At 60.6% G+C, this 20,946-nt stretch carries 13 protein-coding genes; 9 read left to right on the forward strand and 4 right to left on the reverse strand.

The window, feature by feature from the left end:
- Positions 1-76: 76 nt before the first annotated feature.
- The 8 genes from HU718_RS24100 to HU718_RS24135 all read left to right on the forward strand — a co-directional run bounded on the left by HU718_RS24100 (position 77) and on the right by HU718_RS24135 (position 15,629).
- Positions 77-1,600, forward strand: coding sequence for a fumarate hydratase (locus HU718_RS24100; protein WP_007916251.1), 1,524 nt, complete (start codon positions 77-79; stop codon positions 1,598-1,600).
- A 217-nt stretch (positions 1,601-1,817) separates the two neighbouring features.
- Positions 1,818-6,317 carry a SpvB/TcaC N-terminal domain-containing protein gene (locus HU718_RS24105; RefSeq protein ID WP_186615421.1) on the forward strand — a complete coding sequence of 1,500 codons (4,500 nt, stop codon included), beginning with the start codon at positions 1,818-1,820 and terminating at the stop codon, positions 6,315-6,317.
- Complete coding sequence (locus tag HU718_RS24110; RefSeq protein ID WP_186615419.1) at positions 6,314-9,130, forward strand: RHS repeat domain-containing protein; 2,817 nt, start codon at positions 6,314-6,316, stop codon at positions 9,128-9,130. Before HU718_RS24105 ends, HU718_RS24110 begins: the two co-directional genes overlap by 4 nt.
- A gap of 83 nt (positions 9,131-9,213) precedes the next feature.
- Complete coding sequence (locus HU718_RS24115; protein WP_150706913.1) at positions 9,214-10,974, forward strand: sensor histidine kinase; 1,761 nt, start codon at positions 9,214-9,216, stop codon at positions 10,972-10,974.
- The gene (locus HU718_RS24120; protein ID WP_186615417.1) at positions 10,974-12,302 is read left to right on the forward strand and encodes a sigma-54-dependent transcriptional regulator; all 1,329 of its coding nucleotides are present in this window, start codon (positions 10,974-10,976) and stop codon (positions 12,300-12,302) included. Before HU718_RS24115 ends, HU718_RS24120 begins: the two co-directional genes overlap by 1 nt.
- A gap of 386 nt (positions 12,303-12,688) precedes the next feature.
- Positions 12,689-14,008 (forward strand): MFS transporter, encoded by a 1,320-nt coding sequence (locus HU718_RS24125; protein ID WP_007912608.1) that lies wholly within the window; start codon positions 12,689-12,691, stop codon positions 14,006-14,008.
- A gap of 382 nt (positions 14,009-14,390) precedes the next feature.
- Positions 14,391-14,723 (forward strand): hypothetical protein, encoded by a 333-nt coding sequence (locus HU718_RS24130; RefSeq protein WP_110718838.1) that lies wholly within the window; start codon positions 14,391-14,393, stop codon positions 14,721-14,723.
- A gap of 276 nt (positions 14,724-14,999) precedes the next feature.
- Positions 15,000-15,629, forward strand: coding sequence for a flavin reductase family protein (locus HU718_RS24135; protein ID WP_095121359.1), 630 nt, complete (start codon positions 15,000-15,002; stop codon positions 15,627-15,629).
- 4 nt (positions 15,630-15,633) lie between these two features.
- Here HU718_RS24135 and HU718_RS24140 read toward each other — a convergent pair whose 3' ends face one another.
- Both HU718_RS24140 and HU718_RS24145 read right to left on the reverse strand, forming a co-directional pair.
- Entirely contained in the window at positions 15,634-15,876 is a 243-nt protein-coding gene (locus HU718_RS24140) for a hypothetical protein (RefSeq protein WP_016985292.1), read from the reverse strand.
- Between the two features lie 43 nt (positions 15,877-15,919).
- Positions 15,920-16,273, reverse strand: coding sequence for a putative quinol monooxygenase (locus tag HU718_RS24145; protein ID WP_093430529.1), 354 nt, complete (start codon positions 16,271-16,273; stop codon positions 15,920-15,922).
- A 397-nt stretch (positions 16,274-16,670) separates the two neighbouring features.
- Between HU718_RS24145 and HU718_RS24150 the strand changes: the two genes are divergently transcribed.
- On the forward strand, positions 16,671-17,600 hold the full coding sequence (locus tag HU718_RS24150; protein ID WP_122598826.1) for an AraC family transcriptional regulator: 930 nt from the start codon (positions 16,671-16,673) through the stop codon (positions 17,598-17,600).
- A gap of 194 nt (positions 17,601-17,794) precedes the next feature.
- Here the strand turns inward: HU718_RS24150 and HU718_RS24155 are convergent, their stop codons facing one another.
- Complete coding sequence (locus tag HU718_RS24155; RefSeq protein ID WP_186615433.1) at positions 17,795-19,243, reverse strand: aldehyde dehydrogenase family protein; 1,449 nt, start codon at positions 19,241-19,243, stop codon at positions 17,795-17,797.
- Complete coding sequence (locus HU718_RS24160; RefSeq protein WP_186615415.1) at positions 19,243-20,880, reverse strand: 5-guanidino-2-oxopentanoate decarboxylase; 1,638 nt, start codon at positions 20,878-20,880, stop codon at positions 19,243-19,245. Before HU718_RS24160 ends, HU718_RS24155 begins: the two co-directional genes overlap by 1 nt.
- Between the last annotated feature and the right edge of the window lie 66 nt (positions 20,881-20,946).

A 20,946-nucleotide genomic window follows, 5' to 3' on the forward strand; every position in this document is an offset into this window, starting at 1 on the left:
CTCCAACTTGCCGCTGAAAGCTTGAAGCCTGTAGCTGCCCCATAGAATGTTCCCGTCTTTTAGAGGAGCGCGACTCATGACCGTGATCAAGCAAGACGACCTGATTCAGAGCGTTGCCGACGCCCTGCAGTTCATTTCCTATTACCACCCCGTGGATTTCATCCAGGCGATGCACGAAGCCTACCTGCGCGAAGAATCGCCAGCGGCCCGTGACTCGATGGCGCAGATCCTGATCAACTCGCGCATGTGCGCCACCGGCCATCGCCCGATCTGCCAGGACACCGGTATCGTTACCGTGTTCGTGCGCGTCGGCATGGACGTACGTTGGGATGGCGCCACCATGGGCCTGGACGACATGATCAACGAAGGCGTGCGTCGCGCCTACAACCTGCCGGAAAACGTCCTGCGTGCCTCGATCCTCGCCGACCCGGCGGGTGCTCGGAAAAACACCAAGGACAACACCCCTGCCGTGATTCACTACTCCATCGTTCCGGGCAACACCGTGGAAGTGGACGTGGCGGCCAAGGGCGGCGGTTCCGAGAACAAGTCGAAAATGGCCATGCTCAACCCGTCCGACTCGATCGTTGACTGGGTGCTGAAGACCGTTCCGACCATGGGCGCCGGCTGGTGCCCACCGGGCATGCTCGGCATCGGCATCGGCGGCACCGCCGAGAAAGCCGCGGTCATGGCCAAGGAAGTGTTGATGGAATCCATCGACATTCACGAGCTGAAAGCCCGTGGCCCGCAGAACCGCATCGAAGAAATGCGTCTGGAGCTGTTCGAGAAGGTCAACCAGTTGGGCATCGGCGCCCAGGGCCTCGGTGGCCTGACCACCGTGCTCGACGTAAAAATCATGGACTACCCGACTCACGCAGCCTCGCTGCCGGTGTGCATGATCCCGAACTGCGCCGCCACCCGTCACGCGCACTTTGTGCTCGACGGTTCCGGCCCGGCTTCGCTGGAAGCACCACCGCTGGACGCCTACCCGGAAATCGTCTGGGAAGCCGGCCCGTCGGCCCGTCGCGTCAACCTCGACACCCTGACCCCGGAAGACGTGCAGAGCTGGAAGCCGGGCGAAACCGTCCTGCTCAACGGCAAAATGCTCACCGGTCGCGACGCGGCGCACAAGCGCATGGTCGAGATGCTCAACAAGGGTGAAACCCTGCCGGTCGACCTCAAGGGTCGCTTCATCTACTACGTCGGCCCGGTTGATCCGGTCGGTGACGAAGTGGTTGGCCCGGCTGGCCCGACCACCGCGACGCGGATGGACAAGTTCACCCGGCAGATCCTTGAGCAGACCGGCCTGTTGGGCATGATCGGCAAATCCGAGCGCGGCCCGACCGCAATCGAAGCGATCAAGGACAACAAAGCCGTGTACTTGATGGCTGTCGGCGGCGCTGCCTACCTGGTTGCTCAGGCAATCAAGAAGTCGAAAGTGCTGGCATTTGCCGAACTGGGCATGGAAGCGATCTACGAGTTCGAAGTCAAAGACATGCCGGTCACCGTTGCGGTGGACAGCAAAGGTGAGTCGGTGCACATCACCGGTCCGGCGATCTGGCAACAGAAGATCAGCGAAAGCCTGGCGGTAGAAGTGCAGTAAACGCCTGAAGCCGTAAAAGGAAGGCCGACCCGTCATGTGACGGATCGGCCTTTTTTTGTGCCTGCGATTGCATTGGAGATAACTGCTTCGGCGATAAAAAGCCGGGACAACCACACAAATCGATCTTGTGCACCTGTCAGGTTTGACAGGTTACGTCCGTGGCAATTGTTGATAGCGTCATTTCACTTACGCCACCGCAAGTGCACCGGACGCAATCATGGCCGAACAAGACCTGAGCATCGTTACGCCCTCCATCGCCAAGAGTTCATCGATTGCCACCATCGGTAAAAGCTGGGGCGCCGTGGGGCCGACCGGTGCAGCGTCCTTCGAGCTGCCCATCCCTCTCTCGAGCGGATGGGGTCTGGCGCCGCAATTGTCGCTGACGTACAGCAGCCAGAGCGGTAACGGGGCCTTCGGTATCGGCTGGGGCATGGGGCTCAGCCAGATCAGCCGGCGCACCACCAAGGGTGTGCCGCGTTATACCGAACACGATGAGATCATCGGTCACGATGGTGAGGTGTGGATGCCGGAGCTGGAAGCTGACGGCACGATCAAGTCGCGCTTTGAATCGACCTATGGCGGCAAGGGCATCGGCCCGCACCGCGTGGTCCGTTATTGGCCGCACGTTGAAAGCGACTTTGCCCTGCGCGAGCAATGGCAACTGCAGACCCGTACCACGGAAAACGCCGCGTCGTCCTTTTGGCTGATACATGGCGCTGATGGCTCGCTGCACGTCTACGGCAAAACCGCCGCTTCACGCCGTGCCGATCCGGATGACCCGCAAAATATTGCGGCGTGGCTGCTCTTCGAAAGCATGAACGCCCACGGCGAGCATATCTGCTTCGTTTACAAAGCCGATGATCAGGATCCCGACCCGACCCACGACTACCGCGCGCAGCGTTATCTGGAGCGGGTGTGTTACGGCAACTTCACGGCAAGCGAGCAGTTGTTCGCCTGGACCGTGCCAGACCCGACCGAGCTGGATTGGCAGTTTCAGCTGATTTTCGACTACGGCGAGCGCACGGCGTCGCTGAGCGAAATCCCGCTGTATGACGGCGACACACTCGGTCCGTGGCGGGTACGCCCGGACCCCTTTTCGACGTACGGTCAAGGCTTTGAAATCGGCACGCGCCGGCTCTGTCGGCAAGTGCTGATGTTTCATCAAAATCCCGCCGACCTGCGAGAAAAACCGCTGCTGGCGCAACGTCTGCTGCTGGAATACCGCACTGCGCAAAACATCACGCAATGGGACTACAGCCAGATCAGCGCCGCGCACTACCAAAGCTTCGATGCCAGCGGCCAGGTCGAACACTCGCCACCGGTGGAGTTCGACTATTCCACTTTCCAGATCAATAAAAACCCTCAGCGCTTGCTTGAGGCAGATAACCAGCCGGGCGTCGAAGATGGCGGGTTCTATCAATGCGTCGACCTGTACGGCGAGGGTCTGCCGGGGTTTCTCTGCCGTTATGACCAGGCGTGGTACTACCGCGAACCGCTGCGAGCAGCAGCGGGAGGTGATGAGATCGGCTACGGCCCATGGACGGCGCTGAACCGGACGCCAGTGGCCGACCGTAATCGTGCAGTCCAGCACATGCTTACCGACCTGACCGGTGACGGGCGGCTCGACTGGATCACCGCCCAGCCAGGCAGCAGCGGTTTCCGTACATTGAATGCGCAGCGAGACTTCGCCGATTTCGTCCCGTTCACTGCGTTCCCGCAGGAGTTTTTCAACACGTTGGTGCAACTGGGCGATTTGAGCGGTGATGGTCTGAGCTCGATTGCGCTGATCGGTCCCAACTCGGTGCGCCTGTACGCCAACCGCCGCGAAGCAGGCTTCGCCGCCGCCGAGGATGTACCGCATGGGCCGGCCGATGACCGCTTGCCAATCTTCAGCAACGCACCGACCGAACTGGTGCTGCTCGGCAACTTGCTGGGCAGCGACATGCCGGAGCTGTGCCGTATCCGCCATGACGAAATCCGCTGCTGGCCCAACCTTGGCCACGGCAGGTTTGGGGAAGGTCGCAAGATCAGTGACCTGCCGTTCACGTACGAGCAGTTCGATTCTTCGCGGATCCGTGTGGCCGACCTTGATGGATCCGGCGCACCGGCACTGATCTATCTGAAATCCGATGTCTTCGAAATCTATCTGAACCGCGGTGGCAATGGCCTTGAGCAGATACCGGTGAGCGTGCCCTGGCCCGAAGGCGTGCGCTATGACCGTCTGTGTCAGGTGAGCTTCGCTGACCTGCAGGGCTTGGGTTGTGCCAGCCTGATTCTGACCGTGCCACACATCAAGCCGCAGCACTGGCGCTATGATTTCGTCGCGGTCAAACCGTACCTGTTGACCGCCAGCAACAACAACATGGGCTGCAACGCCAGTGTGGTCTACCGCAGCTCCGCTCAAGAGTGGCTGGATGAAAAACAGCAAATCCTCAAGCGTAAAGAGCTGCCGGTTTCGCACTTGCCATTCGCAGTGCCGGTGGTGGTCCAGCAGCAGCAACTGGATGAGATCACGGGTAACTGTCTGACGCAGCTATTGACCTGGCGCGAAGGCGTTTACGACGGTGAAGAACGCGAGTTTCGTGGCTTCGGCCTGCTGCAGCAAACCGACAGCGAAAGCGCCGACGACGGCGACGAAGGCTTCACCCAGCCGGTGCGGGTCTGCACCTGGTTTCATACCGGCCAATCGATGGATCGCCGCCGTGAGCGTTATTTCAATGAAGACAAGGGCGCCATCGGCCTGGGCAGCACCCTGTTCAGCCTTACCCCGCCCAACGGGGAGTTCGATCAGTCAATCGCCCCGCATGACGCCGATACCGAATACCAGATTGCCCGGGCGTTGGTCGGGTCGGTCGCCCGTATCGAAACCTATGCAGACGCAGACAGCGACGCACCGGGCATCGCCACGCCTCTGGTGGTAGAAGAGCTGCGTTATCGGGTGCGCGAGGTGCGCGCTCAGGGGCAGTACGCCGCCGCTGTTTTGCTGCCACTGCTGCTGGAAAAAATCAGCTACCAGTACGACCGGTTTATCGACGATCCGCTGTGCCGTCATGAGATCAGCCTGCGCCAGAACGAATACGGTTCGCCGACTCAGGCGCTGACCGTGAGCTATGCGCGCCGACTGACTGAAGAGAGCCCACCGCCCTTTACCGATCCAGATGAACAACAGTGGTGGCGCGATGCCCATGACGAGGCACAGCAGTCGTTTTACCTGAACGAAACCCGTGCGCAATACATTGACCTGACTGATCCTCAGCAGTGGCGGCTGGGCCTGCCGTATCTGCAACGTGGTAATGCGCTGGTCTTGCCCAAAGGCACACTGCCAAGCGGCCTCAGCCCGGCACAGGTGTCGTTCGAGCAATTGGCGCGCCATGAGGATTCGCCGCACTGGAACACCGAACGGGTACTGACGACCCAGTCCATACAGCGCTACGTGAAATTCGACGGCACGGCGCTGGCTGACGGTGAGGCCGAATTCGAGGCCCTGGCCGGGCCGCTGGAATTGGCGCAACTGGACAAGACTGCCCTGGACGCCTATAGCATCCTGCCGCCGCCGTTCAACATCCATGCGGAATTGAGCAAAATCGGTTATACGGCGATGCCGTTTCTGTTTGAACCGGCCGCCCCCGCCGGGGCTGACCCGGCGCTGTATTCGGCGCACTTCGGCTTTGCCGAATACGCCGGCCCGGATCGCTTCTACGATGTCCTGAGCTACCGTGAAACCCCTAGCCACGGCCACACCAGGGCTGAATACGACGACTATGGCCTGGCGATCATCCGCGTCGAATTGCCAGATGGCTGCACCACCCACATCACTTACGACTATCACGCCCTGCAACCACTGAGCATCACCGACCCCAACGAGAATATTGAAGAGGTCATCTACGCGCCTTCCCGGCAACCACTGGCCACCAGTTTTCACGGCACTGAAAATGGCATTGCCGCAGGATTCAGGCCGCTGAGTGAATACAGGCGACCCGAAGATCTTCGCCCGGATCCGGCCATTGCCAATCCGGAGGCTGCTGTGCAAAAGGCCGCCAGCACCGTGCGCAAAGATTTGTTCAGCTGGATGGGCAGCGTTGCTGTCACCGCGCAATGGGTGGATCAAGGCTATCTGCTGCCCAGCGGCCATATTCGCGCCAGTGCCCGTCAGCGGCTGGCACGAAGCACTCATCTGACCAGCACCGAAAAGACCTTGCTCGAGGCGATTACCACAGCCCACCGCGAGCCGGTACACAGCGTGATGCTCAGTGCCGACCGCTATCCCGATGAAGAGATCGCGGCGCAGATACAGATCGTCAAGGCCTGTGTCGACGGCTTTGGCCGGGCACTGCAAACCCAGCAACGGGTTGACCCGGGCATGGCGTACAAGGTTGAAGATGGCTCACTCGTTGTCGAAGATGGCCAGTACGTCGAGGTTCTGGCGAACCCGCGCTGGCGCATCAGCGAACGAGTCGAGTACAACAACAAAAAGGGATTGCCGGTTCGTCAGTTCCGGGCTTTTTTCGCGGATACCCATCTGTACGTCAACGATCAATCCCTGCGCAACCTTGGCCACTTCGATCGGGTGTACTACAACGCCTTGGGCCAGCAGATCAAACTGGTCAACGCCAGAGGCGACATCTCCCGCGAGGCTCACCATCCCTGGTATCGCACCAGAGAAGATTTCAACGACACCGCGCAACCGCCAACCCGTTCGGAATCGCCACGGTCATGACCCGCTCACTGGATTGGCGCACGCCTGCGCTTTCGGTGAACGATGGCCGCGGTCTGCCTACTCGTCAGGTGGTTTATTTGCGCACTGTGGCGCAGGACACAGCCACGCCATTGGTCAACCGTCAGCAGCACAACGCGAGCGGGCAGTTGGCGGCACAGTGGGATCCACGCCTGCCGGTGCCGTGCCTGACCACGGTGTACCGCCTGGACGGCGAGCCGTTGAAAACGGACAGCGTTGACGCCGGCTGGCGCCTGATCCTGCCGGGCCTGGCCGGCGAACCGGTGCAACGCTGGGACGAGCGCGACAGTCATTGGCGCACGACTTTCGATAAGCAGTTGCGCGTAGTCGCCGTCGAAGAAAACGGCGTGGCCGATGTCGATGTGTTTACCTACGCCGATGCCAGCGCCGATCCCCGGTTCAATCGACGCGGACAATTGCTGGAGCAACACGACAACTCGGGTACCCTGCGCACCGACAGCTTCGCCCTCACCGGTCAGCCGCTGGCCGAAATCCGTACCTTTGACGATGGCCAAGGCTTCACCAGCCGTCGTGTGTTCAGCCCGATGGGCGCCGTGCTGGAGCAGACCGATGCCGGCGGCCATCGTCAGAAATCGTGTTATGGCCTGGCCGGGCACCTTCGGCAGGTACAACTGTTGATCAAGGACCAGAGCCAATGGCGGCCCGTGTTGCTTGATGCGCAGTACAACGCTGCCGACCAGATCATCGAGCAGCAGGCCGGTAATCTTGTCCTCAGTCGCTGGACCTACGACCCGGCCGATGGTCGTCTGCACACTCAGTCCAGTCGCAAAGACACCGGCGCAGTGCTGCAAGACCTCGAATACTTCTACGACCCCGTCGGCAACATTACCCGCATCGAAGACCACGCCTTCCAGCCGGTCTATTTCGCCAACCAGCTGGTCGACGGTCACCGTGATTTCAGCTACGACTCGCTGTACCGACTGGTCTGCGCCAGAGGTTACGACGACGGCCCGCTCTCGGACATTCCCGACCTGCCGAAACCCACCGACCCTAACAACCGCCTCAACTACACCCAGACCTACACGTACGACACCGGCGGCAATCTGGAGAAACTGGTGCATGTACGGGCCGGCGCCAACCGCACCGTGCAGATGCGCATTGATTCAGTCAGCAATCGCGGCGTGCGCTGGAAACCGGATGATCCGGAGCCTGACTTCGACACACTGTTCGACCGCCACGGCAACCTGCAGAACCTGCAACCGGGACAGGCCATGCAATGGAATGCACGGGGTGAGCTGCAACGCGTGACGCTGATTGCCCGAGACGGCACTGATGACGACGCCGAACACTACCGTTACAGCCAGGGCGTGCGGGTGTTCAAACGCCATGAAACGTACACCGACAGAGCTGTGCATTTTCATCAGGTGCGCTACCTGCCGGGCCTGGAGATCCGCACCAAGGACAACTGCGAAGAACTGCACGTCATCTCGGTGGGCGGTGCGCGTTGCCTGCATTGGGCGAAAAAACCACCCGAAGACATCGAAGACAATCAACTGCGCTACAGCCTCGGTGACCATCTGGGTTCATGCACGATAGAACTGGATCAACGTGCCCGGATCATCAGCCAGGAAGGCTACTACCCTTTCGGAGCAACAGCGTGGATGGCGGCCGACCCGGTGGTTGAAGTCGGTTACCGGTTTATCCGTTATTCCGGCAAGGAAATGGATATCAGCGGTTTGTACTGCTACGGCGCGCGCTATTACGCGCCGTGGCTGCAACGCTGGATCAGCGCGGACCCGGCAGGCGAAGTGGATGGGCTGAATCTCTACGCCTTCGTCGGCAACGATCCGATTGGCCATGTCGACGTCAACGGGGAAACCAGGTTGCCGTTTTTGGACGAGATCAATGCCGGAACGGATCGCATCATTGCTTCGCAAAATACGAGCTATGCCAAAAATGCACAACGCCTTGCAGAAAAGCGTATGGCCCGCCAAATGAATGATCAGATGATGCAACACATTGAAATCCTCGGGATCACCCAGCGCCGCGCAAGCGATGCCGCAAAGCAACTCGACAGAATGGGTTCGGGCAGCGACATTGCCTTGGCGACAACACGCAGAACGCTGGTATTTGTCGCAAGCAAAGCACTCAGTTATGGCGTCGGTCTAACGGTCGGTGTCGGTGCTCAGGCACTCGGCGTAGCGGCACCCGGTGTCGGCAACGTGATAGGCGCAGGGATGGGCTTCGCCGCAAAAATCGGGGTCAGCGCGCTCATCGACTATGCGGCCGAAAGAACCGGACTGAGCGCGTCGGTCAATTTGAAAACCTCCAAAGTGTCAGCGAACACTATTATCGAGAGAGCCCAACACAAACAAATGCAGCCACTTGAGTATTTAAACGCCAAACTCCAGGGCTTGATTCCCCGCGACAAAAAATCCGCACTCAAGTTGGTGAAGGAGGCGGGCGCTCAACTAACGTCGGCGGGTGTGAAGGAAACCCTGAATTCACTACCTCCCGCAGCGGCCGGCGCCATCGCTAGCGGAGCCGCGGCGTTATGGACGTTGCCGGAAATTGTCAATGAAACGGCTAAGGCCATCTCTGGAAAATCCAGCGAAAAAATGCTTGCATTCGAAGGGAAAATTCTCGGGCTTGCACAGGCTATCGAGGCGAGTAACGACACGGTCCATGAGTATGCTCACGCACTTGGCAGGACAAGCTTGAACGGCGTTGACCTCAACGATCTGGACGAGGAAACGGCCCGAATCACCGACATGCTCCACGGTCTGGCGTTAACGGTGCAAAAGCACAGAACTGCTCACAGCGCCGCCGCGTAAATGGGCGGCTTTCTGAGCGGGGACAATGTTCCCGCCTGCCGGCATGCTATCGTGCCCGCCCGACTGCCATCCGTTTGCCCAGCATGCTGCCGACTTCCCGTACTGTGCGTCTGTCGTTTTATACCCTGCTGATCATCGCGGGTACCGCGCTCGCCGCGACCCTGGCGATCCGTCACGCCGAACGCCAGGCACTGGAAGAGGACGCCGCCCGCGCCAACCAGCAACTGGCGCTGTATGCCAATTCGTTGCATACCTTGATCGATCGCTACCGAGCCCTCCCCGCCGTGCTCGCGCTGGATCCGCAATTGCGTTCGGCACTGGCCGGCCCCGTCGATGCAGATGAACAAGCGGCGCTGAATCTGAAACTGGAAAAGATCAACGGCGCGGCGCAATCCTCGACCCTTGAACTGCTCGACCACACGGGCCTCGCCGTGGCCGCGAGCAACTGGCGCCTGCCGAGCAGTTACGTCGGTCACAACTACGGCTTCCGCCCCTACTTCAGTCAGACCCGCACCCAAGGCACCGGGCGTTTTTATGCAGTGGGCGTGACCAGCGGGATTCCCGGTTATTTCCTCTCCAGTGCGGTACTCGGCGACCACGACGAGTTCCTTGGTGCGATGGTGGTCAAGCTGGAATTCCCCGAACTGGAACGCGAGTGGAGTCAGGGCAATGACACCCTGCTGGTCAGCGATGCGCGCGGGATCATTTTCATCGCCAACCAACCCGGCTGGCGTTATCGCGCGTTGCGGCCGTTGAGCGCCAGCGACATGGCCGAGATCAAAGCCACGCGGCAGTACGACAAACAGTCGCTGCTGCCCTTGACCCACTTGTCGCTGCGCAGCTTCGATGACAACAGCGATCTGCGCCGCGTCGAAGGCCCGCAAGGCACAGCGGATTATCTGTGGGAATCGCTGCCCCTGAGCGCCGAAGGCTGGACCCTGCACCTGCTGCGTCATCCGCAAGTGGCCTTCGAAGACCTGCGCAACGCCGGGCTGGCCGCCGCCGGGGTGTGGCTGGCGCTAGTGTTCCTGCTGCTGTTTCTCAACCAGCGCTGGCGCCTGTCGAAAATCCGTCAGCGCAACCGTGAAGAACTTGAACAGTTGGTGGAAGAACGCACCCGCGACTTGCGCACTGCGCAGGACGGTCTGGTGCAATCAGCCAAACTCGCCGCGCTCGGGCAGATGTCCGCTGCGCTGGCCCATGAAATCAATCAGCCGCTGACCGCTCAGCGCATGCAACTGGCGACCTTGCGTCTGCTGCTCGAGCATGGCCGCGTCGACGATGCCTATAAAGCGTTGAAACCGGTCGACGAAATGCTCACGCGCATGGCTGCCCTCACCGGCCACCTCAAGACTTTCGCGCGCAAAAGCCCCAGCGGCTTGCGCGAGCGGCTGGATCTGGCGACGGTGGTTGATCAATCCCTGCAGTTACTCGATGCACGGCTGCGCGACGAACAGGTCAGCCTGGTGCTGCACCTGACCCGTCCGGCGTGGGTGCGCGGTGATGCGATTCGCCTGGAGCAGGTGCTGATCAACCTGCTGCGCAACGCCCTCGATGCGATGCAGGGCAAACCCTGCAAACGTCTGGAAATCCGTCTGGAAGCCGATGAACAATTGTGGCGTCTGAACGTCAGCGACAATGGCGGCGGGATTGCCGAAGACCATTTGGGCCAGGTCTTTGATCCGTTCTTCACCACCAAACCGGTGGGCGACGGTCTGGGCCTGGGGTTGGCGGTATCCTTCGCTATCGTGCATGAATCCGGCGGTCGTCTGAGCGCCGAAAATGGCGACAGCGGCGCGGTGTTCAGCCTGACTTTGCCGATCGATCTGGAGGCACATATCTGATGCTCAATTCGGTAATGGTGGTCGATGACGAAAGCAGCATTCGCAGCGCCGTCGAGCAGTGGCTGAGCCTGTCGGGGTTCGAGGTGCAGTTGTTCAGCCGCGCCGAAGAATGCCTCGCCGCCCTGCCCGCGCACTTTGCCGGGGTGATCCTCAGCGACGTGCGCATGCCCGGCATGGGCGGCCTGGCATTGTTGGCCGAAGTGCAGAAACGCGATGCCGATCTGCCGGTGATTCTGCTCACCGGCCATGGCGACGTACCGATGGCCGTCGAGGCAATGCGCGACGGTGCCTACGACTTTCTGGAAAAACCGTTCAGCCCGGAAACCCTGCTCGGCAGCTTGCGCCGGGCGCTGGACAAACGCCGGCTGATTCTGGAAAACCGTGCGTTGCACGAGCAGGCCGACAACCGCGCAAAACTCGATGCGACGTTGCTCGGCGTGTCCCGTGGTTTGCAGACGTTGCGCCGGCAGGTGCTGGATCTGGCGACGCTGCCGGTCAACGTGTTGATCCGTGGTGAAACCGGCAGCGGCAAGGAATTGGTTGCGCGATGCCTGCATGATTTCGGTCCGCGCGCGGCCAAGCCATTTGTAGCACTGAACTGCGCGGCGATCCCTGAGCAGTTGTTCGAGGCCGAGTTGTTCGGCCACGAGAGCGGTGCATTTACCGGCGCTTCGGGCAAGCGCATCGGCAAGCTGGAATACGCCGACGGTGGCACGCTGTTTCTCGATGAAATCGAAAGCATGCCGCTGGCCCAACAGGTGAAACTGCTGCGGGTGTTGCAGGAGCAGAAGCTTGAACGGCTGGGTTCGAACCAGAGCATTCGTGTCGATCTGCGGATTGTCGCGGCGACCAAACCGGATCTGCTCGACGAGGCTCGGGCCGGACGTTTTCGCGAGGATCTGGCCTATCGCCTCAACGTCGCCGAGCTGCGCTTGCCGCCGTTGCGCGATCGTCGCGAAGACATTCCGCTGCTGTTCGAAACCTTCGCCCAGAATGCCGCTGAACGCCTGGGGCGCACCTTTCCGCCCTTGAGTGGCGCGCAATTGAGTCATCTGCTCAGCCACGACTGGCCGGGCAACGTGCGCGAACTGGCGAACGTTGCCGAACGTCAAGTGCTGGGGCTGGATGAGCCGGCACCGGGGATTGATCCGGGGCAATCGCTGGCGGCGCAGCAGGAGGCGTTTGAGGCGCAGTGTTTGCGCGCGGCGCTGACCCGGCACAAGGGCGATGTGAAAGCGGTGCTGGAAGAGTTGCAACTACCGCGCCGTACGTTCAATGAAAAGCTGCAGCGGCATGGGTTGAGTCGGGAGATGTTTCTGGCTGAGTGAGGCAGGGTCGGGATTTTTTGGTGTGGCTGAAATCCATCCCCCTCACCCCAGCCCTCTCCCCCAGGGGGGCGAGGGGGAAAGGGAGCCGATCTTCATGCTTTTCGAAACCTGAGTTCGACTCGATCTCTCAGGTCGGCGTAACTATCAAAAGCACCTCGATCAGTCCCCTCTCCCCCCGGGAGAGGGCTAGGGTGAGGGGCTTTTGATCTTCGCCCCAATAAGCGGAAATCCGCTCATCAAACCAGATCCTTCGGCGATATCCCGCTCACCCAATCCCGCCACCCCCTCTAAACCGCCACTCCCCCCGTTGGCACACCTCCTGCTATAGCCATCGCAGGCTGCGTTCCAACGCGCTCCACAAAAACAATTAAACGAAGGATCCTTCAATGGATAACTCCAACGCCCTGCCACTTGGGTCGGCTGCCGTGCCCGCCAAAGAAAGAACCACCGCCAGCCGGATCAAATCGATCTTCAGCGGTTCCGTCGGCAACATGGTCGAGTGGTACGACTGGTATGTGTATGCCGCCTTCTCCCTGTACTTCGCGAAAACCTTCTTCCCTGCCGGTTCCACCACCGCCCAACTGATGAACACCGCTGCGATTTTCGCCGTCGGCTTTCTGATGCGTCCGATCGGTGGCTGGCTGATGGGCATGTACGCCGACAAGGTCGGCCGTAAAAAAGCCCTGATGGCCTCGGTCTACCTGATGTGCTTCGGCTCGCTGCTGATCGCCCTCAGCCCAAACTACGAAACCATCGGCATCGGCGCACCGATCCTGCTGGTGTTCGCCCGACTGCTGCAAGGCCTGTCGGTCGGTGGCGAATACGGCACCTCGGCGACCTATCTCTCGGAGATGGCGACCAAGGAACGTCGCGGCTTCTTCTCCAGCTTCCAGTACGTGACCCTGATCTCCGGCCAGCTCATCGCCCTCGGCGTGCTGATCGTGCTGCAGAACGTGCTGACCACTGAACAGCTGTACGCGTGGGGCTGGCGTATCCCGTTCGCCATCGGCGCGCTGTGTGCGGTCGTGGCGCTGTACCTGCGTCGCGGCATGGAAGAAACCGAGTCGTTCACCAAGAAAGAAAAGTCCAAGGAAAGCGCGATGCGCACCTTGATGCGCCACCCCAAAGAGCTGTTGACTGTGGTCGGCCTGACCATGGGCGGCACCCTGGCGTTCTACACCTACACCACCTACATGCAGAAGTATCTGGTGAACACCGTCGGCATGAGCATCTCCGACTCGACCACCATTTCTGCCGCCACGCTGTTCCTGTTCATGTGCCTGCAACCGATCATCGGCGGCCTGTCGGACAAGATCGGTCGTCGTCCGATCCTGATCGCCTTCGGTGTACTCGGTACGATCTTCACCGTGCCGATCCTGATGACCCTGCACACCATCCAGACCTGGTGGGGCGCGTTCTTCCTGATCATGGCGGCGCTGATCATCGTCAGCGGCTACACCTCGATCAACGCCGTGGTGAAAGCCGAGCTGTTCCCGACTGAAATCCGCGCCCTGGGCGTTGGCCTGCCGTACGCACTGACCGTGTCGATCTTCGGCGGCACCGCTGAATACATCGCACTTTGGTTCAAGAGCATCGGCATGGAAACCGGTTACTACTGGTATGTAACGGCGTGCATCGCGGTGTCGTTGCTGGTGTACATCACCATGAAAGACACCCAGAAGCACTCGCGCATCGTTACTGACTGATCGGCTGTTCACAGCCACTGCAACGGTGGCTGTGATGGACTCTTCGCGAGCAGGCTCGCTCCCACATCTGGAATGCATTTCCCTGTGGGAGCAAGCCTGCTCGCGATTGGGGTCGCCGCGTTTCCCTGACCCGCATGAAAAATTCCTTACACACGCCGCAACGCGATTAATCGCTAATTAATGCTGGCGAAGCATTCTGCCCCTACCTGATCGATGACCTGCGCGGCGTTCGCTTCGACGACGCAAGCGATTTAAATCCGCCGCCCTTAACATCAAGTTAATCGATTGTTTTTAGCATTATTTTGCGCTTTTCAATCAACTTAATTGGCGTAGCATTAAACGCATGCAAGACACACCCGCCAACAAATCTGGAGTAAAGAACATGAAAACCAAACTGATCCTTGCCTTCGCCCTGTCCGTACTGGCTGCCAACACCTTCGCCGCCGACGGTTATGACCGCACTGGTTCCGCCGTTGCTGCTGATGGTTATGACCGCACCGGTTCTGCTGCTGTCGCTGAAGATGGCTATGACCGTACCGGCTCCGCGACCTTCGCTGAAGACGGCTACGACCGCACTGGCTCCGCGACTTTCGCTGAAGATGGCTACGACCGCACTGGCTCCGCGACTTTCGCTGAAGATGGCTATGACCGCACTGGCTCCGCGACTTTCGCTGCCGACGGTTACGACCGCACTCAATCGGCTGCCATCAGCTAACCCCTGCTGTAAAGCGCACAGCCCGGCTTCGGCCGGGCTTAGTCATTTCTGGGGGATGACAATTTCCTGAGTTCACATCAAACCCTGTGGGAGCGAGCCTGCTCGCGAAGACGTCGTGTCAGGCGATATCAATGCAACTGACCCGACGCTTTCGCGAGCAGGCTCGCTCCCACAGGGGAATTTCATAGCTTGGAATATCGGTGTCTGGCTGGAAATATGCGGGACGTCCTTGCACTATGGCTGCATCTAAAAAGCAGCCTCAGGAATTCACCCGCCATGCCCGATGACATCCATTTCTACGAACCCGCCAACGGCCACGGCCTGCCCCACGATCCGTTCAACGCCATCGTCGGCCCACGCCCGATCGGCTGGATTTCCTCACAGGATGCCAACGGCCAGTTGAACCTGGCGCCGTACAGTTTCTTCAACGCCTTCAACTACATCCCGCCGATCATTGGTTTTTCCAGCGTCGGGCGCAAAGACAGCCTGAACAACATCGAGCAGACCGGCGAATTCGTCTGGAACCTCGCCACCCGACCACTGGCCGAGCAGATGAATCAGAGCTGCGCGATGGTCGCGCCTGAGGTCAATGAATTCGAATTGGCGGGATTGACGACGGTCGCGTCAAAGGTGATTTCGGTGCCACGGGTCGCCGAAAGTCCGGTGTCCTTCGAGTGCAAGGTCACGCAGATCATTCAGTTGCAGCGCGCCGATGGCGAAACCGTGCCGAGCTGGCTGATCCTCGGCGAAGTGGTCGCCGTGCACATCGCCAAATGGCTGTTGAAGGACGGCATCTACGACACCGCCGCGGCAGAACCGATTCTGCGCGGCGGCGGGCCGGCGGATTACTTCCAGCTGGGGCCTGAGGCCCTGTTCAAGATGTGGCGTCCGGGCGCCACCAAGTAACGCGTTACCAGATCAACTCGGCGTCGTCAGTGACGCCCTTGAGGTTATCCAGCTCGTTGATGGCAGCCTCATCGGCGGCGATGGCGCCGGGGAAGACCTGATCATTCAGCAGTTTGTGAAAGCGTGGTGCACCGCCATCGACCAGGGCCTTGACCGCGATTGCCGCGTGATAGCCCTTGTTGCCACCCAACTCGACGGGGACGACTGCGGAAACTGCTTCGAAGTGTTCGAACTCTTTACGTGCCATGTCACATATCCCGGCTCAGACAAACAAGCCGGACATTAAACCCTCAACCGACGAGTTTGTGTACCGGCGCCGGGCATTGACCGAGGGCTTGCGCCGCCGACACGTCCTTGAAAGTGTGGAAGTCGAGGCTGTTGACCACCAGTTCCTGCACCAGCTCGGCGAAGATTTCCATCGACGGACTGTTGAAATAGTTAGTCATCATTTGCTGGCTGCTCCAGAACCCGGAGACCAGCCACAACTCGGGATCACACTGCGAATGCTGCAAGGCAAAGCTCAGGCAACCGGGGGCGGCGCGGGACGGCTCGATCAATGCGCTCAGGCGTACGCCGAGTTCCGCCGAACGCCCGGCGCGCGCTCGAACGAAGGCCATATGACTGACGGGAATCTGCTTGGACATGTTCAACCCTCCCAGGGAGTCGCGTGGCAGCCGGGGGACGGGCTGCGACAGGATCAAAGGTTAAGGGCAGCACGCCGGCCGCCGTTAGTCGATTCCTGCCGCCGCGTTGCACAATCCTGCGAGACTGCACGCAGAACCTGTAACAACCTGTAAAACTGCGTCACACGGTTGTCATACGCGTTTTGTGTAGGAGCTGCCGAAGGCTGCGATCTTTTGATTTTGCCTTGAAGATCAACAGATCGCAGCCTTCGGCAGCTCCTACAGGGTTGGATCGCGACAAGCGCGGGAACACCCCGGGGCAGAATCAGGCAAGCATTTCGCAGGATGTGTCTACCGCTGGCGCTTGCACAAACATATGCTCTGCTCCATTCCACCTCCCCTGCCGAGGATGCCGTGCATGACGTCATTCGATCGTTTTCAAGCCGAACCCAGCGCTGACATGGAAAAACAGCGCGCAGAACTGGCGGCGATCATCCGCCGCAACACCACCGACGATGGCAGCTACGAGACCGCCATCGGCTCGCTGTTCATGTCGCGCCACACCCAGTCCCATGACTTCGCGCCGGTGCTCGCGCAACCGGCGCTGTGCATCATGGCGCAGGGACGCAAAGAGGTGCGGCTGGCTGACGAGTACTTCAATTACGACCCGCTGAATTATCTGGTGGTGTCGGTTTCGATGCCGCTGAGCGGGCGCGTGGTCAATGTCTCGCCGGAAGAACCGATCCTCGCCGTGCGCCTGGACATCGATCCGACAGAAATCACCGCACTGATTGCCGATGCCGGCCCGATGGGCGTGCCGACCCGGCCGACCGGGCGCGGTTTGTATGTCGAGAAGATCGACAGTTCGATGCTTGATGCCGTGCTGCGTCTGGCGCGTTTGCTCGATGCGCCGAAAGACATCGCCATGCTTGCGCCACTGATTCGCCGGGAGATTCTCTATCGCCTGCTGCGCAGTCCACAGGGGCATCGCTTGTATGAAATCGCGATTGCCAACAGTCAGAGCCATCGCATCAGTCAGGCGATCAAATGGCTCAACGGCAACTTCGAGCAGCCGCTGCGCATTGATGATCTGGCCAAAGAAGTGAATTTGAGTGTGTCGACGTTGCATCACCGGTTTAAGGCGATGACGGCGATGAGTCCGTTGCAGTATCAGAAGCAGTTGCGCTTGCAAGAGGCGCGGCGGTTGATGCTGGCGGAGGGGCTGGAGGCTTCGGCGGCGGGGTATCGGGTGGGGTATGAAAGTCCGTCGCAATTCAGCCGTGAGTACAGCCGGCTGTTTGGTGCGCCGCCGTTAAGGGATTTGGCGCGGTTGCGACTTTCGGTGTGACCGTTAGAAGCCCCTCACCCTAACCCTCTCCCGGAGGGAGAGGGGACTGATTGGGGAATATTCAAGAGGCTCACCGACTTGAACGATTGGCTTTGAATCCATAATCGACCGGATTTTTCAGGTCGATGGACAGCGCCAGACACCTCGGTCGGCCCCCTCTCCCTCCGGGAGAGGGCTGGGGTGAGGGTCGGCTTTTACACCGCCCGGATCACATGCTTGATCTCCTGAAACGCCGCCAACCCCCAAGGCCCCAGCTCGCGGCCAATACTGCTCTGCTTGTACCCGCCCCACGCCGCCTGCGGGAAAATCACTTGCGGCGCATTGATCCACACCATCCCCGCCTGCAAGGCATTGGCCACGCGATCCGCCGCAGCAGCATCGCTCGTCACCACACTGGCTACCAAACCAAACGGCGTGTCATTGGCCAAGGCAATCGCCTGCGCTTCAGTGGTGAAACTGCGCACACACAGCACCGGTCCGAAAATCTCTTCACACCAGAGCGCGCTGTCCAGCGGCACGTCGGTGAACACGGTCGGCTGCAAGAAATAGCCGCGCGGCAGATCCGCCGGGCGATTGCCGCCGCAAAGCAAACGCGCCCCCGCGCTGAGCCCACGGTCGATGTGCCCAAGCACTCGCTGGTACTGCGCCTGATTGACCAGCGCACCCATTTCCACCTCCGCATCGAACGGATCGGCAACCCGAATCGCTTGCGCACGCTTGTGCAAACGGCGGAGGAATTCCTCTTCCAGCTCATCAGCCACCAGCACACGACTGGTCGCCGAACACATCTGCCCGGCGTTGAAAAATGCGCCGCCACAGGCCAGCTCAACCGCCAGATCGAGATCTGCATCCGCCAACACCAGCAGCGAAGATTTGCCGCCCAACTCCAGGCTGACGCCCTTCACCGTTTCCGCCGCACGCTGCATCACTTGCACGCCGACCGCATTGCTGCCGGTGAAGGAAATTTTGCCGATACGCGGATCCGCCGCCAATGGTGCACCGACCGCCAGCCCAGTGCCGCAGACGAGGTTGAACACGCCGTTCGGCAGACCCGATTCAGCAATGATCGCCGCCAGCTCCAGCTCCGGCAGCGGTGTCACTTCCGACGGTTTCAGCACCACGCAGCAACCCGCCGCCAACGCCGGTGCAAGCTTCCATGCCGTGGTGACCATGGGGAAATTCCACGGCACGATCAGCCCGACCACACCGCACGGTTCGCGGCGCAGGCGTGCACTGAAATCATCGCTGGGCAGCGGCACGTTGCTGTCCTGTTTCGCGTCGAGGCCTTCGGCGAGTTCGGCGTAATACTCGAAGGTTGCGATGACGTCATCGACGTCGATAGCCGCTTCGAACTGCGGTTTGCCGTTGTTGCTCGACTGCAGTTTCATCAAGTGCTCGCGACCGTTGCGCACACCATTGGCGATGTTGCGCAGGATTGCGCCGCGCTCGGCACCACTGGTTAGCGACCAGCTCTTGAAGGCTTCGCTGGCAGCAGCGACGGCTTGGTCGACGGCGTGCTCGTCTCCGCCATTGACCGTGGTCAGCAGCGCTTCGGTGGACGGGTTGATCACTCGCAGATGTTCGCGGCCGGCCGACCATTGGCCGTTGATGTAGAGACCGTCGAGTGTGGTCGGGAAACTGATCATTGCGCCACCGCCTGCATCCATTGGGTCTGATCGATCTCAATCAGGGTCGGACCCTGACGATCGCTTGCACTACGCAACGCAGTGCGCAGTTGTTCGATGCTGCTGATGGCTTCAGCCGCGCAGCCAAGGCCCTTGGCCACAGCGACAAAATCCGGGGTGTAGATGTCCACGCCGACCGGCTCGATGGCGCGGTTGACCATGTATTTCTTGATCTCTTCGTAGCCCTGGTTATTCCACAACAGGACGATCACCGTCACCCGCGCTTCAACCGCGCTGGCCAGTTCCGGCAGGGTGAATTGCAGACCGCCGTCGCCGATCAGGCACACCACCGCAGGGCGCGCACCTTGGTCGAGTTGGCCACCGAGCCAGGCACCAATCGCTGCCGGCAAGGCGTAACCGAGGGTGCCGTAACCGGTCGAGGCGTTGAACCAGCGGCGCGGATGATCCGGGTTGAACGTCAGATTTCCGGTGTACACCGGTTGCGTCGAGTCGCCGACGAATACGGCGTTGGGCAACTCATCGAGTACGGTGTCGAGGAAACGGGTTTGCGCGAGGGTCGGTGCATCCCAGCTTGCGGCCAGTTCGGCGCGCAGTTTGTCGGCGCGGGCCTGGCCCCAATCGCTGCTGCGTTCGCCGAGTTTTTCCTGCGACAGAGAGTTAAGCAACGCTTGCGCGGCGTTGCGCGCGTCGGCGACCAATGCCAGGTGCGGCGGGTAGTTGCGCACGGTCTGATCGGCGTCGATATCGATGCGCAACAGTTTGCCGGGAATCTCGAAACCGCCGGCGAACGTGACGTCGTAATCGGTCTCGGCCAGCTCGGTACCGATGGCCAACACCACATCGGCATCGGCGACCAGCGCGCGGGTGGCAACCAGCGTCTGGGTCGAGCCGATCAGCAGCGGATGGTTGCCCGGCAGCATGCCTTTGGCATTGATCGTCAGCGCCACCGGTGCGTCGAGCAGTTCGGCGAGTCTGGTCAACTCGGGCGCTGCGTCGATGGCACCGCCACCGGCCAGAATCAGCGGACGTCTGGCTTCAGCCAGCAGCTCGCTCATGCGTTTGACGGCCGCTGGCGCAGCGCCGGCGCGGTCGATATTGACCGGCACACTGGCGAGCAATTCGTCGGCGTTTTCGACCAGCACGTCCAACGGGATTTCGATGTGTACCGGACGTGGACGACCGGCCTGAAACAAGGCAAAAGCACGCGCCAGCACCACCGGCAATTCAGCGGCGGACATCAAAGTGTGCGAGAACGCCGCAACGCCTGCGACCAGTGCGCTCTGATTCGGCAATTCATGCAGCTTGCCGCGCCCACCGCCCAACTGACTGCGCGATTGCACACTGGAGATCACCAGCATCGGGATCGAATCGGCGTACGCCTGGCCCATGGCGGTGGTGATGTTGGTCATGCCCGGGCCGGTAATAATGAAGCACACGCCCGGTTTGCCAGCGGTGCGCGCGTAGCCGTCAGCCATGAAACCGGCGCCCTGCTCATGCCGAGGCGTGACGTGGCGAATGCTCGAACGCGCCAGCCCGCGATACAGCTCCACGGTGTGCACCCCGGGAATGCCGAACACCTGCTCGACCCCATAACCTTCGAGTAACTTGACCAGTACTTCGCCACACGTCGCCATGTCGATTGCCCTTCTTGTTCGCTGAAGACACCGAACCAATGTGGGAGCGAGCCTGCTCGCGAAAGC

The organism is Pseudomonas tensinigenes, assembly GCF_014268445.2.
GTDB classification, from domain to species: Bacteria; Pseudomonadota; Gammaproteobacteria; order Pseudomonadales; family Pseudomonadaceae; genus Aquipseudomonas; species Aquipseudomonas tensinigenes.

What these genes read in the sequence shown, in the direction of transcription:
- HU718_RS24100 (WP_007916251.1), top strand. Translation starts at nt 77, where the DNA reads ATGACCGTGATCAAGCAAGACGACCTGATTCAGAGCGTTGCCGACGCC.
- HU718_RS24105 (WP_186615421.1), top strand. Translation starts at nt 1,818, where the DNA reads ATGGCCGAACAAGACCTGAGCATCGTTACGCCCTCCATCGCCAAGAGT.
- HU718_RS24110 (WP_186615419.1), top strand. Translation starts at nt 6,314, where the DNA reads ATGACCCGCTCACTGGATTGGCGCACGCCTGCGCTTTCGGTGAACGAT.
- HU718_RS24115 (WP_150706913.1), top strand. Translation starts at nt 9,214, where the DNA reads ATGCTGCCGACTTCCCGTACTGTGCGTCTGTCGTTTTATACCCTGCTG.
- HU718_RS24120 (WP_186615417.1), top strand. Translation starts at nt 10,974, where the DNA reads ATGCTCAATTCGGTAATGGTGGTCGATGACGAAAGCAGCATTCGCAGC.
- HU718_RS24125 (WP_007912608.1), top strand. Translation starts at nt 12,689, where the DNA reads ATGGATAACTCCAACGCCCTGCCACTTGGGTCGGCTGCCGTGCCCGCC.
- HU718_RS24130 (WP_110718838.1), top strand. Translation starts at nt 14,391, where the DNA reads ATGAAAACCAAACTGATCCTTGCCTTCGCCCTGTCCGTACTGGCTGCC.
- HU718_RS24135 (WP_095121359.1), top strand. Translation starts at nt 15,000, where the DNA reads ATGCCCGATGACATCCATTTCTACGAACCCGCCAACGGCCACGGCCTG.
- HU718_RS24140 (WP_016985292.1), bottom strand. Translation starts at nt 15,876, where the DNA reads ATGGCACGTAAAGAGTTCGAACACTTCGAAGCAGTTTCCGCAGTCGTC.
- HU718_RS24145 (WP_093430529.1), bottom strand. Translation starts at nt 16,273, where the DNA reads ATGTCCAAGCAGATTCCCGTCAGTCATATGGCCTTCGTTCGAGCGCGC.
- HU718_RS24150 (WP_122598826.1), top strand. Translation starts at nt 16,671, where the DNA reads ATGACGTCATTCGATCGTTTTCAAGCCGAACCCAGCGCTGACATGGAA.
- HU718_RS24160 (WP_186615415.1), bottom strand. Translation starts at nt 20,880, where the DNA reads ATGGCGACGTGTGGCGAAGTACTGGTCAAGTTACTCGAAGGTTATGGG.